This window comes from Micromonospora sp. NPDC047707 (assembly GCF_040704235.1).
Classification (GTDB): domain Bacteria; phylum Actinomycetota; class Actinomycetes; order Mycobacteriales; family Micromonosporaceae; genus Micromonospora.
Map to the genome: position 1 here is coordinate 150,053 of NZ_JBEYSU010000004.1, position 14,330 is coordinate 164,382.

The 14,330-nt window shown below is 72.9% G+C and carries 11 protein-coding genes and 1 pseudogene; 7 read left to right on the forward strand and 5 right to left on the reverse strand.

The window, feature by feature from the left end:
• Positions 1–61 precede the first annotated feature (61 nt).
• Positions 62–304, reverse strand: a complete 243-nt coding sequence (locus AB0873_RS06215) for a mycoredoxin (RefSeq protein ID WP_155330407.1) — start codon at positions 302–304, stop codon at positions 62–64.
• Between the two features lie 84 nt (positions 305–388).
• Here AB0873_RS06215 and AB0873_RS06220 point away from each other — a divergent pair, with 84 nt between their 5' ends.
• The 3 genes from AB0873_RS06220 to AB0873_RS06230 all read left to right on the forward strand — a co-directional run bounded on the left by AB0873_RS06220 (position 389) and on the right by AB0873_RS06230 (position 3,429).
• Positions 389–2,551 (forward strand): ATP-dependent DNA helicase UvrD2, encoded by a 2,163-nt coding sequence (locus tag AB0873_RS06220; protein WP_366598674.1) that lies wholly within the window; start codon positions 389–391, stop codon positions 2,549–2,551.
• A 123-nt stretch (positions 2,552–2,674) separates the two neighbouring features.
• Positions 2,675–2,932, forward strand: coding sequence for a hypothetical protein (locus AB0873_RS06225; RefSeq protein ID WP_155330409.1), 258 nt, complete (start codon positions 2,675–2,677; stop codon positions 2,930–2,932).
• Between the two features lie 134 nt (positions 2,933–3,066).
• Positions 3,067–3,429 (forward strand): WhiB family transcriptional regulator, encoded by a 363-nt coding sequence (locus AB0873_RS06230; protein WP_155330410.1) that lies wholly within the window; start codon positions 3,067–3,069, stop codon positions 3,427–3,429.
• 330 nt (positions 3,430–3,759) lie between these two features.
• On the opposite strand, the gene AB0873_RS06235 is transcribed toward AB0873_RS06230, so the two are convergent.
• From AB0873_RS06235 to AB0873_RS06245, 3 genes and pseudogenes are all read right to left on the reverse strand, one after another.
• Positions 3,760–5,106, reverse strand: coding sequence for an AarF/ABC1/UbiB kinase family protein (locus AB0873_RS06235; RefSeq protein WP_366598675.1), 1,347 nt, complete (start codon positions 5,104–5,106; stop codon positions 3,760–3,762).
• 163 nt (positions 5,107–5,269) lie between these two features.
• Positions 5,270–6,316 (reverse strand): annotated as a pseudogene (locus AB0873_RS06240) (hypothetical protein); the annotation flags it as partial.
• A gap of 193 nt (positions 6,317–6,509) precedes the next feature.
• Positions 6,510–6,677 (reverse strand): DUF5679 domain-containing protein, encoded by a 168-nt coding sequence (locus AB0873_RS06245; protein WP_007464795.1) that lies wholly within the window; start codon positions 6,675–6,677, stop codon positions 6,510–6,512.
• 504 nt (positions 6,678–7,181) lie between these two features.
• Here AB0873_RS06245 and AB0873_RS06250 point away from each other — a divergent pair.
• On the forward strand, positions 7,182–7,700 hold the full coding sequence (locus AB0873_RS06250) for a M48 family metallopeptidase (protein ID WP_366598676.1): 519 nt from the start codon (positions 7,182–7,184) through the stop codon (positions 7,698–7,700).
• A 156-nt stretch (positions 7,701–7,856) separates the two neighbouring features.
• Complete coding sequence (locus AB0873_RS06255) at positions 7,857–8,666, forward strand: hypothetical protein (protein WP_366598677.1); 810 nt, start codon at positions 7,857–7,859, stop codon at positions 8,664–8,666.
• A gap of 85 nt (positions 8,667–8,751) precedes the next feature.
• Here the strand turns inward: AB0873_RS06255 and AB0873_RS06260 are convergent, their stop codons facing one another.
• Positions 8,752–9,969 (reverse strand): zinc-dependent metalloprotease, encoded by a 1,218-nt coding sequence (locus tag AB0873_RS06260; protein WP_366598678.1) that lies wholly within the window; start codon positions 9,967–9,969, stop codon positions 8,752–8,754.
• 182 nt (positions 9,970–10,151) lie between these two features.
• On the opposite strand from AB0873_RS06260, the gene AB0873_RS06265 reads away from it, so the two are divergent.
• Positions 10,152–11,165 (forward strand): PDZ domain-containing protein, encoded by a 1,014-nt coding sequence (locus AB0873_RS06265; RefSeq protein ID WP_366598679.1) that lies wholly within the window; start codon positions 10,152–10,154, stop codon positions 11,163–11,165.
• Between the two features lie 110 nt (positions 11,166–11,275).
• Positions 11,276–14,269 carry a UPF0182 family protein gene (locus AB0873_RS06270; RefSeq protein WP_366598680.1) on the forward strand — a complete coding sequence of 998 codons (2,994 nt, stop codon included), beginning with the start codon at positions 11,276–11,278 and terminating at the stop codon, positions 14,267–14,269.
• Positions 14,270–14,330: the final 61 nt, after the last annotated feature.

Here is a 14,330-nt window from a genome sequence, read left to right on the forward strand (position 1 = left end):
CCGGACGCGACGAGCGGCCGACCCCGGCGGGGTCGGCCGCTCGTCGTACCGAACCGAACTGTCAGGCGGCCAGCTTGGCCAGGTGCTCCTTGACCTGCTTGACCGACGGGTTGGTGAGCGCGCTGCCGTCGGCGAAGCGCAGCGTCGGCACCGTCTGGTTGCCCCCGTTGACGCTCATCACGAACTCCGCGGCCTGCGGGTCCCGCTCGATGTCGACCACCTCGTACCCGATGCCCTCCCGGTCCAGCTGCGACTTCAGACGGTGGCAGTAGCCGCACCAGGAAGTGGAATACATCGTCAGCATCGTCGGGTCCTCCAGGGTCGCAGTCGTGAATCAAGCTGAGGCTAACCAGAGCAACGTCGGGCGGAGCTGAGACAATTCCTCGCTGTGGTGGTTCACTCAGCGTCCGAGCGCGTGCTCGCCGGGCTCGATCCGGAGCAGCGTTCGGCGGTGACCGCCCCGGCCGGCCCCGTCTGCATCCTGGCCGGCGCCGGCACCGGGAAGACCCGGGCGGTCACCTCGCGGATCGCCCACCGGGCGTTGACCGGGGAGATCTCACCGCGGCACGTGCTCGCCGTCACGTTCACCGCCCGCGCCGCCGCCGAGATGCGCAGCCGGCTCACCGCCCTCGGCGTCCCCGGCGTGCAGGCGCGGACGTTCCACGCGGCGGCCCTGCGCCAGGTGCGGTACTTCGCGGCCCGGCTGCTCGACGGGCGGGCGATGCCCGAGCTGCTGGACAGCAAGGTCCGGCTGGTCACCCTCGCGGCGGCGAAGGTCGGGATCCGGGCTGACCGGGCGGGCGCCCGGGACCTCGCCGGTGAGATCGAGTGGGCCAAGTCGTCCCTGGTCGAGCCCGGGGAGTACGTGGTCGCGGCGGCCAAGGCGCTGCGCGACACCCCGTACGAGCCGGCGAAGGTCGCCGACGTCTTCGCCGCGTACGAGAAGCTCAAGCGGTCCGGCGGCGTGATCGACTTCGAGGACATGCTGCGCGCCGCGGTCTGGGGCATCGAGGAGCACCCGGACGTGGCCGAGCAGGTCCGCGCCCAGTACCGGCACTTCGTCGTCGACGAGTACCAGGACGTCAACCCCCTCCAGCAGCGGCTGCTGGAGGCGTGGCTGGGTGGGCGGGACGACCTGACCGTGGTCGGCGACGCCAGCCAGACCATCTACTCGTTCACCGGCGCCACCTCGTCGTACCTGGTCGACTTCCCGCGCCGCCACCGCGCCGCGACGGTGGTCCGGCTGGTCCGCGACTACCGCTCCACCCCCCAGGTCGTCGGCCTCGCCAACGCGGTGATCTCGCAGGCCCGGGGCACCGAGGCCCGGCTGCGCCTGGAGCTGGTCGGCCAGCGGCCACCCGGCCCGGAGCCGGATCTGCGGATCTTCACCGACGAGCCGGCCGAGGCCGCCGCGGTCGCCGCCCGCTGCCGCGCGCTGGTCGACGCCGGCACACCGGCCCGCGAGATCGCCGTGCTGTTCCGCACCAACGCGCAGTCCGAGGCGTACGAGAAGGCGCTGACCGAGGCCGAGGTGCCGTACCAGGTGCAGGGGGCGGAGCGGTTCTTCGAGCGCGCCGAGGTGCGGCAGGCGATGGTCGCGCTGCGGGCCGCGACCCGCTCGATCCCCGGGGAGACCCCGCTGCCGGCCGCCGTGGTCGAGGCGCTCGGCGCGGTGGGCTGGGCGCCCGACAGCCCACCGGCCGGTGGTGCGGCGCGCGAGCGGTGGGAGGCGCTCGCCGCGCTGGTCCAGCTCGCCGAGGAGTACGCCGCCACCCCGCCGGTCCTGCCGATCGGGCCGGCCGCCTCGGTGGAGCGCCCGGTCACCCTGGCCGACTTCACCGACGAGCTGGCCCGGCGCGCGGCCGCCCAGCACGCGCCCACCGTCGAGGGCGTGACCCTGGCCTCCCTGCACTCGGCGAAAGGCCTGGAGTGGGACGCCGTGTTCCTGGTCGGGCTCTCCGAGGGCACCCTCCCCACCACGTACGCGAAGACCCCCGAGCAGGTGGAGGAGGAGCGGCGGCTGCTGTACGTGGGCATCACCCGGGCCCGCGAGTGGCTCTGGCTGTCGTACGCGTCGGCCCGCTCACCGGGCGGGCGGCCCCGGCGGCCCTGCCGCTTCCTGCCCCAGCTGGACCGCTCCGGCGGGGCCGAGCGGGCCGGGACGGGCGGGGTCCGGCGCGCCGCCGACCGGCGGCGTACCCAGATAGTCTCCTGCCGTGTCTGCGGCGCGACGCTGCTCGCCGGTCCGGACCGCAAGGTGGGCCGCTGCGCCACCTGCCCGTCGGACATCGACGAGGAGCTGCACGAGCGGCTGCGCGAGTGGCGGCGCCGGGTGGCCGGGGGCCAGCGGGTTCCGGCGTACGTGGTCTTCACCGACGCGACCCTGGTCGCGCTGGCCGAGCGGCGGCCGGGCCGGCCGCAGGACCTGACGGCGATCGCCGGCATCGGACCCCGGAAGCTGGGGCTCTACGGGGAGGCGGTGCTGGCGTTGGTGGCCGGCGCGGCGGTGGACGAGATCTGCCCGGAGAAAACTTTCGAAATCTCGTCGTAAATTCGTTTGCCCTCGCCCCCGGAGGCGTCATAGCCTCATGGCACACCTCGCGAGCGGCGGCATTCGGGCTGCTCACGAGCGTGGGTCCAGTCGGCACGAGGAACGTCAGAGGAGGTGGCACCGATGGAGATCTTCTACATGAACGAGCGTCCGGCGGCGCTGCCCGCTGCCGTCGCTCCGCTGTCGGCTGTCCAGGTGGCCCTCGCCGCTGCGCGACCGTCGGTTCCGCAGGTGCACCAGGTCGAGACTCAGGCCGAGCTGATTCTCGCGCCGGCACCGCACGCGGTCCAGGGGACCAGTGGCTTCACGGGCAAGGGTGTCGATGTCGCCAAGCGGCGCATGGACGTCCGCGGAGTTCCACCTCGAGGTAGACCGGTCTGAACCAGACCACCGGCTCACCTCGAGGCCGCGGAACCCGCACACCGGGATCCGCGGCCTCAGTTTTTTGCCCCGCCGAAGTACGTACGTCGGAAGTGCGATCCACGAGATCGAAGTGAGAGAGAGGTGACCGGGAGATGAGTCTGGCGTTGGCCCCGCTCGACATCAGCGTCGAGCTGGAGGCGAACCTGCCCTGCCGGAAGTTCGACCCCGACCTGTGGTTCTCCGACTCGCCCACCGAGCTCGAGCTGGCCAAGTCGCTCTGCGGGGACTGCCCGCTGCGCGTCGAGTGCCTGGCCGGTGCGGTGGAGCGGGCCGAGCCCTGGGGCGTCTGGGGTGGCGAGATCTTCGAGCGTGGCGCGGTCGTTCCGCGCAAGCGGCCCCGTGGCCGTCCGCGCAAGGAGGACGTCGCCCGGGACGCCGCGCTCCGGGTCGAGGCCGAGGCGCGCCTGGCGGCCAGTGGGCTGTCCACGCGTGACGCGGTCCGGCTGGCGGCCTGACAACTACCCGATCCGTTCCACCCCACCGCCGGTGATCCACCGGCCGCGAGAAAGCTGACGAGAATGCTGAATCTGTTCAACACCACCGAGACGCAACTACTCAACGAAGCGTTGTCCCGGGCTCGAATGCTCCGGCCTCAGGCCGGTCGCACCACCACGAGCACTGAGGCAACCCGTTCCGCCCGTACCGTCGCCATGGCCGCCCGCAGCCGGTCGGCCCGCGAGCTGGGCGCTCTGTAAGGACGAAGGGCCCCTCCCGGCGGAGGGGCCCTTCTTTCGTACCCGTCACGTCGGGCGCGTCCGGTCCTTCCGGGCGCGCCCGCCCTGTCGTCAGGCGACCGGCGCGAAGCCGGGCAGCCACCGTTCCAGGATGCCCCGGTACGGCGCCTTGGCCTCCAACTGGCAGAGCACCCCGATCGACCCGAGCGTCACCCGGTGGATCAGCAGGTACGACGGGGGCAGGTTGAGCTGCCGGCCGAGCTGGTGCGCGGGGGAGCGGGGGTTGGCCAGCCGGGCCGCCTCGGCGCGCAGCCAGGCCCGGGTGAACCGGAACTCCTCGGCGGCGATCGGGGCCAGCATCGGACGGAGGAAGTCGAGCACCGCCTGGGCGTCGATCGGCTCGGAGGAGCTGATGAACCCCTCGGCCCGCAGGCCCGCCACCACCTCGTCCGCGTCGTCACGCAGGGCGAGCGCGGCGATCCGGCCGATCGGTTCCGGTGTGCCCTCGGGCATCCGGGCCACCGCCCCGAAGTCGATCACGCCGAGCCGTCCGTCGGACATCAGCCGGAAGTTGCCCGGGTGCGGGTCGGCGTGCAGCAGCCCGGCGCGCTGCGGCGCGGAGAGGTGCAGGGTGGCCATCAGCCGGCCCGCCTCGTCACGCTGCTCCTCGGTGCCGTCGCGGATGATGTCGGCCAGCGGCGTGCCCTCGACCCACTCCGTGACCAGGACCCGGGGCGACGCCGAGACCACCCCCGGGATGTAGATCTCCGGGTCGCCCGCGTACGCGGCGGCGAAGGCGCGTTGCGACTCCGCCTCCAGTTCGTAGTCGAGCTCCTCGGTGATCCGTTCCCGCAGCTCGACCAGGAGCGGTTTGACGTCCAGCCCCGGCTGGATCGCCCGGAACATCCCGCCCAGCCGGGAGAGCTGCTTGAGGTCGGCGAGGAGAGCGTCGCCCGCGCCCGGATACTGGATCTTGACGGCGACGTCGCGGGTGGCCGGCGCGCCCGCCGGCCCGTAGCCCGGGTCCCGCCAGAGCGCACGGTGCACCTGGCCGATGCTGGCGGCCGCCGCCGGGGTGTCGTTGAACTCGACGAACCGGTCCCGCCAGTCGGGGCCGAGCTGCTCGGCGAGCACCTTGTGCACGCTCGCCGCCGGCAGCGGCGGCGCGGCCTCCTGGAGCTTCGTCAGCGCCTGCCGGTAGGGAGCGGCGATCTCCTCCGGCAGCGCCGCCTCGAAGACCGACAACGCCTGGCCGAACTTCATCGCGCCGCCCTTGAGCTGGCCGAGGACGCTGAAGAGCTGCTCGGCGGTGCGCTGCTGGATCTCCGCGGAGATCACGTCGGAGGCGAGCCCGGTGACGCGCTTACCCATGCCGAGGACGGTCCGGCCGGCGAAGCCGAGCGGCAGAGCGGCGAGCTTGGCGGTCCGGGACACAGCCCGGCGCGGGATGTCGGTCACCCGGTCATTGTTACCGACTCGACGGGCCCGCGGCTGCCGTGCGGCGGGGCTGGGGTGCCCGTCCGGCGAACGCGTCCGCCGCGGCGGTGGGCCGGGGTGCCCTTCCGGCGTTCCCGTCCACCGCCACGGTGCCGGCGGCGGGCGGCTCCGGTCGCGCGGTGTGCCGTCGCCGGGAGCAGGCGCAGGACGGATGGGGAGCCCAGAGCCGGCGGCGCAGCCGACCCGCGGCGGTCACCTCGACGGCGCAACCGAGGGTCTCCGGCGTGCTGCCGTCGAGGTGGGCCAGTGCCTCCGCGGTCGCGTACGCCGCCGCGGCCAGCAGCGTCGGCGTCGCGCACATCGCTTCGGGCCCTCCGGCGGCGAGCTGGGCGGCGAGCGCCGGCCAGTCGGCATCCCGGTCGGTGCGGTGCAGGTCGAGGCAGTTCAGGCAGGGCCCGACGGGTGGCCGGACCAGGGGACCGACCACCGGCACGCCCTCGCGGAGGTCGACCGGCAGGTGCACCTGGCGGCGCTGGGCGTGGGCCGCGGCGACCAGGGCGGCCGGCCGGTCCGTACCGAACTGGACCACGAGGTCGGCCCGGCCGGGGCGGAGCGGACCGGTGGCGGTCCCGGGAGCGGTGCGGGCGAGCGCGTCGCGGACCGCGTCGTCGAGCGGGCGACCGAGATCGGCGGCGGGGATCCCGCTGCCGACCAGGTCGGCCGGACCGACCGGGCCGCTCAGCTGCGGCCGGACGTGGCCGATCCCGGCCTGGGCCAGGGCGAGCGCGACGGGGGCGCCGAGGCGACCGGCGCCCGCGAGCACCACGCGCGCGGCCAGTCGGCGGCGCAGCACCTGGGCCGGGGTGCCGGGTAGGCGCGCGGCGGTCAGGGCGAGGGCCCCGGCCTCGATGGCCAACCGGGCCCGTGCCGGGCCGGCCAGGTCGCGTGGCACCAGCGTGTGCGCGGCGACCACCAGACCGGCGCCGCGCAGCGTGTCGAGCAGCGTACGGGCCTCGTCCCGGCCGACGTCGATGGTGGCCGCGTGCTGCAGGACGCGCCGCTCGCTGCGGGTGCCGTCCAGCAGGTCGAGCAGCCGGGCCGCCCGAGGGTTGGCGATCTCCAGCAGGACGGCCCGGCCGGGGTCGACCCCGAGCTGCAGGGTGTGCCGGTCCCGCCAGAGGCGGGTGAGGCCGGGCAGGAGGGTGGGGCGGGGCAGCGTGGCACGGGTCATGACCACGAATCGTGACCGAGTCCCTGCTGTCCGTCGATCGTTGTCCACAGGTACCCACGACCCTGTCCAGCGTTGTCCACAGGGTCTGGCGGGTTTTCCACAGGCGCACTGGGTGTCTGTCCGGCAACTGACAGTTGCCGGAAACGGCGGAAGGGGTGGCCGGCGGCCACCCCTTCCGCGCGACCCGGACGGTTCAGACCTTCGCCTTGCCCAGGATGCGGTTCACTGTTGTGCCGCACACCGGACACTTGCCCTTGGCCATGTTCATCCCGGTCTTCGAGACCTCGACGTGCCCCTCGAAGTCCCGCTTCTCCTTGCACTTGACGCAGTAACCGTTGTAGGTCTGGGCCTGGTCGGCCACGGTGCCCTCCTCGTCTCGTCCGCCGGCGAACCCTCATCCGGCGGTGTTCCCGGCGGCGGGCCACGGGATGGCTCCGGCGCTGGGCCTTTCGTCGCGGCCACTGTCGTGACCGCTGGTCCGCGGACCCTACCCAGGTCTGGGCAGTTCCATGTCAGCTCTGCATCGACACTGTGAGCAAGTTGACGTCGAGAGTGTGCATGGCGAATTAGGTCTGATAAGTGAGTTTGGCGGGGACACGCCGACCGGAGCCCCGCAAATAGCCCGTAGGGCACCCCCGCGTGCCGTACGCCTGGATGATCACTTACGGTGAGAGGGCGCGGTCGAGGGACGCCGCCGGCCGCTACGGACCGTGGCCGGAGACGCTCTGTCACAGAAATTTTCGGGACTCCTGGCGACCAATCCCCATTTTCCGGGCGCGTGTCGTCGTGTTGACTCTTGCGGACCCCTGGTCACCACGCAGTAGCTTTCCCTCGTGGCAGGAATCCGAGGCTGCGCGGCCCGCTGATGGCAGGGGTGCGTAAGCCGGTCGTCGAGGTACGGCGCAGCCAGCGCCGGCGACGGACGGTGTCCGCGTACCGGGACGGTGAGCGCGTCGTCGTCCTGATTCCCGACCAGTTCTCCCGCGCCGAGGAGAGCGAGTGGGTCGACCGGATGCTCGCCCGGCTCGCCGCCCGGGAGGGCCGGCTGGCCCGGTCCGACGCCGAGCTGCTCGCCCGGGCCACCCGACTGATCACGCTCTACCTGGCCGACCACGGCCCGGAGGCGGTTCCCAGCAGCGTCCGCTGGGTGACCAACCAGAACGGCCGGTGGGGCTCCTGCACCCCGGCGGACCGGACGATCCGTATCTCGCACCGGGTCCAGGACATGCCGGACTGGGTCATCGACTACGTCCTGCTCCACGAGCTGGCCCACCTCATCGTCCCGAGTCACAACGCCCGGTTCTGGGAGCTGGTCGGTCGGTACCCGAAGACCGAGCGCGCCCGCGGCTACCTGGAGGGCGTCGCCGCCGTCTCCACCTCCTGACCGCCGAACCACCACGACGGGGCCACCCGCCGCGCCGCCGGCCCCTGCTGATGATCCACATCATGACGGCGGCACGGCGGTGTCCGGGGCCGGCTGATCGAGCGCTGCCGGCGGCATGGAGTCGATCTCGAACGGGACCCGGCGTAGGGTCGTTCCGTGGCCCGACGGTTGGTGGTGGCGTTGCTCGGCCCGGTCGCGTGGTCGCCGCCGGGTGTCGACCTGGTCGCGTGGCGGACCGCGCTCGCCGAGGACGTCGTCGACCTGCTCGCCACCCTGAACGAGGCCGAGACCGCGGTCGCGGTGACCCCGGCCGACCGGTGGTTGGCCGACGCCGTGGTCTGGCCCGGCACGAGGGTGTACGAAATCCCGGAGCCCACCGTCAACGCCGTGCTCGACGTGTGCGGGACCGGCCGCCCTGCCGGACCCGGCCTCGCCCGGGATCCGTCGGCCCGGATGCCGGGCGGTGAGCCGGGGCCGACCGGCGGGCCCGGGACGGCGGGGCCCGGTCCGGAGGCCGGGGACGGGCCGGTCACCGCTTCGCCCGAGCAGGCGGCGTGGGCCGAGGCCGGTCGTCCGGCCGGCGCCGACAGCGAGGTGCCCTCCGGGCGCTACGACCAGGTGGCCGTGATCGCCGGTGACGCACCGGACCTGCCCGGGCTGATCATCGGCAAGCTGCTCCGGCCCCTCACCACCAGGCCGGTCGCGGTCGCGCCGACCGAGGGCGACGGTCCGGGCCTGCTCGGTGTGGCGGCGCGGCTGCCCGTACCGGAATGGTTGCCGACGCTGGACCTGGACAGCGCGCGGCCCGCGGCCGTGCGGGCGGCGGCGCCCCGCCCCGGCGACCTCGCGGTGACGCCCGCGTGGCACCGCCTGCGCGGCCCGGGCGACCTGGCCCGGCTGAACCCGGCCCTGGAGGGCTGGGACACCACCCGAGCCCTGCTCTCCGGCGCCGGCCGCCCAGGCTGACCGCCCCGCACCGCACAGTCCCCGGGTTGCGGCAGGTCAGCGGCCGGACACCCCGACCTGCCGCAACCGGCGACGATCAGGCTCGTCAGCGCTCCGGTGACGCTCCGGGCCCCTCGTCCGACTCGCCCGGGGCCTTCTCCTCCGGCCCGCCCGGCGCGCTGAAGTCGAAGCTCTCCAGCTCCCCGAGGTCCAGCTGGGACCGGGCGAAGGCCACCGGGTCGGCGAAGTCGTCGTCGGACGGCAGCAGGTCGGGGTGGCCCCACAGGGCGTCCCGGCCGGCGATGCCCCGGTGCTCGGTGAGCGCCGCCCACAGCGCCGCCGCCTCCCGCAGCCGGCGCGGGCGCAGCTCCAGGCCGACCAGGGCGGCGAAGGTCTGCTCGGCCGGCCCGCCCGCGGCCCGGCGCCGCCGGAACGCCTCGCCGAGCCGGACGACGTTGGGCAGCCGGCCGCCGGCCGCGCTGTCCACCACGTGGCACACCCAGCCCTCGACCAGGGCGAGCGCGGTCTCCAGCCGGGCCAGCGACGCCTTCTGCGCCGGGCTGTCCTCCGGCGTGAAGATGCCCTCCAGGGCGATCGCCTGCATCGACTCCGGGTCGGTCGGGTCGACCCGGCCCATCGCCTCCTCGATCGCCTCCCGGTTGACCCGGATGCCCGAGGCGTACATCTCCACCGCGCTCAGCACGTGCCCACGCAGCCACGGCACGTGCTCGAAGAGCCGCTGGTGGGCGGCCTCGCGCAGCGCCACGTAGAGGCGGACCTCGTCCTCGGGCAGCTCCAGGCCGGCGCCGTACTCCCGGATGTTGGCCGGGATCAGCGCGGCCGTGCCGGCCGGGCCGAGCGGCAGCCCGATGTCGCCGGCGGAGAGCACCTCCGCGGCGAGCGAGCCGAGGGCCTGGCCGAGCTGGCCGCCGAAGAGCGCGCCACCGAGGGTGGCCACCATCGACTGCATCGGGCCGAGCTGGGCGCGCGCCTCCGGCGGCACCAGGTCGCCCATCGCGCCGACCATCCGGCTGGCCACCGGGTCGCACAGCTTGCGCCAGACGTCGAGCGTCTTGTAGATCCACTCGTTCCGGTTCCACGCGACCGAGGTGTGGATGCCCGAGGGCAGCGCCGACGCCGGCTCCAGCCACAGGTCGGCCAGGCGGAGCGCCTCCTCCACCGCGTTGCGCTCGTACGGCGAGACCGCCGGGTCGCCCGACGCGGCGAGTTGGCTCGCGGCCACCTGGCGGGCCAGGTCCCAGTTCACCGGGCCGCTGCCGGGCGCCGACAGCAGGTGCTGCAACTGCGACATGAACTGCTGCATCTGTGCAGGGTCGTTGGGGTCTGGCGGTTGCCCACCCGGGAGCGCGAAACCGAACGGAATATCAGGCACGAGGTCTACGGTACGCGCGCCGCGCCCCAGGTCGCGCCTGCTGGCGTTGCGCTCAGGGCGAAGTCCCGGCTCGTCCGGCGGGGTGAACCGGACCGGTCGGTACGCTCTGCCGCATGAGACGTCGCGGCGTGACCGTCCTGCTCGGTGCCCTGCTCACCACCCTGCTCAGCATCGGCGTGCTGGCCGCGCCCATCCCGTACGTGGTGCTCGGCCCCGGCCCGACCGTCAACACGCTGGGCGCCGAGAACGGCAAGGAGGTCATCCAGATCACCGGCCGGGAGACCTCCACGTCGGCGGGGCAGTTGCGGCTGACCACGGTGGGGGTGCAGCCCTCGGTCAAGCTGCGCTCGGCCATCCAGGGCTGGTTCTCCGACGACGAGGCGGTGGTGCCCCGCGAGCTGGTGTACCCGCCGGGGGAGAGCCAGGAGGAGGTCGAGGAACGCAACGCGGAGGACTTCAAGGTCTCCCAGACCAGCGCCGAGACGGCGGCGCTGCGCGAGCTGGGGTACCCGGTGCAGGTGGTGGTCAAGACGGTCGCCGCGGACGGCCCGTCGAACGGCGTCCTCAAGCCCGGCGACGTGGTGACCTCGGTCGACGGGCAGCCCGTCACGGTGGCGGCCCGGCTCACCGAGCTGATCCGCGCCAAGCCGGCGGGGACCGCCCTGGAGATCGGCTACACCCGGAACGGCGCCGCCGCGACCGCCCGGATCACCAGCCGGGAGCAGGACGGCCGGCCCCGCATCGGGGTCGAGATCGACCAGCAGCAGCCGCACCCGTTCACGCTGACCATCGACCTGGAGGACATCGGCGGCCCGAGCGCCGGCCTCATGTTCGCCCTCGGCATCATCGACAAGCTGCGTCCGGAGGACCTGACCGGCGGCCGGATCATCGCCGGTACCGGCACGATCGACGACGAGGGACGGGTCGGCCCGATCGGCGGCATCGCGCAGAAGCTGGTCGGCGCGAAGGACGCGGGCGCCACCGCGTTCCTGGTCCCGGCCGACAATTGCGCCGAGGCCGCCCGCAACCCGCAGCCCGACCTGCCGCTGATCAGAGTCGCCACGCTCGACGACGCGCTGACGGCCCTGGAGGCACTGCGTACGGGCGGTGACGCACCCCGTTGCTGACCACGGCGCGCCACCCGACGTGACCGTGGACCGACACGTTCAGGAAGACCCCGTACTCTGGTTGCCTGGTCGGAGCCGATCACATCGAGCGTGCGGAGCCAACAGTGGTCATGCGTAGCAGCGCCCCCCTGCCGAGGATGAGCCGACGCGGACGCGTCACGATCGGTGTCCTGGTCGGGGTGTTCGTGCTCTTCACCCTGCTCGGCTGGGGTGTACAGGCGTGGACCGACTGGCTGTGGTTCGGCGAGGTCGACTACAAGCAGGTCTTCACGGGCGTGCTCGCCACCCGGCTGCTGCTCTTCCTCGCGGTCGGGCTCGGCATGGCGGTCGTCGTGGGCGGCAACCTCTGGCTGGCCCACCGGCTGCGGCCTCGGCTGCGTCCGCAGTCCCCGGAGCAGGCCACCCTGGAGCGCTACCGGATGCTGCTGAGCCCGCGGCTCGGCATCTGGATCGCGCTGGTCGCCGCCGTGGTCGGCCTCTTCGCCGGGCTGTCGGCGCAGAGCCGGTGGAACCAGTGGCTGCTCTTCCGCAACGGTGGCAACTTCGGTGTCAAGGACCCGGAGTTCGGGGTCGACATCGGCTTCTACGTCTTCGAACTGCCGTTCTGGCGCTACCTGCTGGGGGTCGGCTTCACCGCCGTGGTGCTGGCGCTGATCGGCGCGCTCGCCGTCCACTACATCTTCGGCGGCGTCCGGCTCCAGGGCGTCGGCGACCGGATGAGCAACGCCGCGCGCGCCCACCTGAGCACGTTGGTCGCGGTCTTCGTGCTGCTCAAGGCCATCGCGTACGTGCTGGACCGGCGGGCCATGCTGCTGGAGTACAACGACGGCGCCAACGTGTACGGCGCCGGGTACGCCGACGTCAACGCGCTGCTCCCGGCGAAGGAGATCCTGGCCTACATCTCGGTCGTCGTGGCGATCGCGATCATCATCTTCTCGAACGCCTGGCTGCGGAACCTGGTCTGGCCGGGCATTTCCCTGGCCCTGCTCGGCGTCTCCGCGGTCGCGATCGGCGGCATCTACCCGTGGGCGGTGCAGACGTTCGAGGTGAAGCCGAGCGCCCGGGACAAGGAGGCGCCGTACATCCAGCGCAGCATCGACGCGACCCGGGCGGCGTTCGGCCTGACCGGCGCGGAGACCACGCCGTACGCGGCGAGCAACCTGACGCCGCCGGCGACGCTGGCCACGGACACCGCGGTCGTGCCGAACGCCCGCCTGCTGGATCCGCAGCTGGTCAGCGAGACGTACACTCAGCTCCAGCAGGTTCGCGGCTTCTACGACTTCGGTCCCAAGCTCGACATCGACCGCTACACGGTCAGCGGCAGGACCCAGGACTACGTGGTCGGTGTCCGCGAGATCAACTACAGCGAGCTGACCGCTCAGCAGAGCAACTGGATCAACCGCCACACCGTCTACACCCACGGGTACGGCCTGGTGGCCGCCCCGGCCAACCAGGTCGTCTGCGGCGGCCAGCCGTTCTTCGTCAGCGGCTTCCTCGGTGAGAAGTCGCAGGAGGCGTGCGCCTCGCAGACCGAGCAGATCCCGGCCAGCCAGCCGCGCATCTACTACGGGGAGCGGATGGAGGAGGGCGACTACGCCATCGTCGGCAAGTCCGACCCCGAGGCGAACCCGGCCGAGTTCGACCGGCCGGTGGGCGAGGGCGGCGACAACGGGCCCGAGTCGTACTACACGTACACCGGCTCCGGTGGCGTCGAGATCGGCTCGTTCCCCCGCCGGCTGCTCTACGCCATCAAGGAGCAGGAGTCGAACTTCCTGCTCTCCGAGGCGGTCAACGAGAACTCGAAGCTCCTCTACGTCCGTAACCCCCGCGAGCGGGTGGAGAAGGTCGCCCCGTTCCTCACCGTGGACGGCGACCCGTACCCGGCGGTCGTCGGTGGCCGGGTTCAGTGGATCATCGACGGCTACACCACCGCCGCCACCTACCCGTACGCCGAGCGGATCAACCTCCAGACCGAGACCACCGACGAGCTGACCAACCGGGGCACCTTCCAGCTGGCCCGGGAGAACGTCAACTACATCCGCAACTCGGTGAAGGCGACCGTCGACGCGTACGACGGCACCGTCACGCTGTACGAGTTCGACGACAGCGACCCGGTGCTCAAGGCCTGGAACAAGGCCTTCGGCGGTGACCTGGTCAAGCCGAAGGCGGAGATCCCGGCCGACCTGAGCGCGCACTTCCGCTACCCGGCCGACCTGTTCAAGGTGCAGCGCAACCTGCTCACCCGGTTCCACGTGACCAACCCCGGCGACTTCTACTCCGGCCAGGACTTCTGGCAGGTGCCGAACGTGCCGGACGCACCGGACAGCGGGCAGAAGCAGCCCCCGTACTACCTCTTCACCCAGTTCCCGGGGCAGGAGTCCCCGCGGTTCCAGCTCACCGCCGCGGTCACCCCGAACGGCCGGCAGAACCTGGCCGCGCTGATCTCCGGCTCGTACGTGGACGGGCAGCCACGGCTGGAGGTCCTGGAGCTGCCGGACCAGACCCGCATCTCCGGTCCGGTGCAGGTGCACCAGCAGATGACCAACAACGCCCAGATCCGGCAGCAGCTCAACCTGCTCTCGTCGAACCAGGCGCAGGTCCAGTACGGCAACCTGCTGTCCCTGCCGTTCGGCAACGGCATGCTCTACGTCGAGCCGGTCTACGTGAAGAGCAACCAGCAGGACGCGTACCCGCTGCTCCAGAAGGTGCTCCTGTCGTACGGCGACGGCGGCTCGTACGTCGTCCTGGCCGACAACCTCACCGACGGCATCAAGCAGCTCGTCGAGCAGGGCAAGCGGGCCGGCGCCACGCCCACCCCGCCGCCGCCGACCGGCGAGACCCCGCCGCCCACGCCGAGTCCGGGCGCCACGCCGCCCCCGCTCACCGGTGAGCTGGCCGAGGCCGCGAACCGTGTCCAGACCGCCATCACGGAGGTCCGCGCCGCGCAGGCCTCGGGCGACTTCGAACGGTACGGGCGGGCGCTGAAGGCGCTCGACGAGGCGATCACCGCCTTCCAGCAGGCACAGGGGGCGGCCGCGCCGACGCCGGCACCCGGCGGGACACCGGCGCCGACCGGCAGCGCCTCCCCGAGGGCCGGCGGCTGACGCGCACCGCGACCGGCGGCGCCCCCGGATCCCGCGAGTGGATCCGGGGGCGCCGTCGTCT

Excerpts from the sequence above, each read along its gene's own strand:
- AB0873_RS06215 (WP_155330407.1), bottom strand. The coding sequence starts at position 304 with ATGCTGACGATGTATTCCACTTCCTGGTGCGGCTACTGCCACCGTCTG.
- AB0873_RS06225 (WP_155330409.1), top strand. The coding sequence starts at position 2,675 with ATGGAGATCTTCTACATGAACGAGCGTCCGGCGGCGCTGCCCGCTGCC.
- AB0873_RS06230 (WP_155330410.1), top strand. The coding sequence starts at position 3,067 with ATGAGTCTGGCGTTGGCCCCGCTCGACATCAGCGTCGAGCTGGAGGCG.
- AB0873_RS06250 (WP_366598676.1), top strand. The coding sequence starts at position 7,182 with ATGGCAGGGGTGCGTAAGCCGGTCGTCGAGGTACGGCGCAGCCAGCGC.
- AB0873_RS06260 (WP_366598678.1), bottom strand. The coding sequence starts at position 9,969 with ATGCAGCAGTTCATGTCGCAGTTGCAGCACCTGCTGTCGGCGCCCGGC.
- AB0873_RS06265 (WP_366598679.1), top strand. The coding sequence starts at position 10,152 with ATGAGACGTCGCGGCGTGACCGTCCTGCTCGGTGCCCTGCTCACCACC.
- AB0873_RS06270 (WP_366598680.1), top strand. The coding sequence starts at position 11,276 with ATGCGTAGCAGCGCCCCCCTGCCGAGGATGAGCCGACGCGGACGCGTC.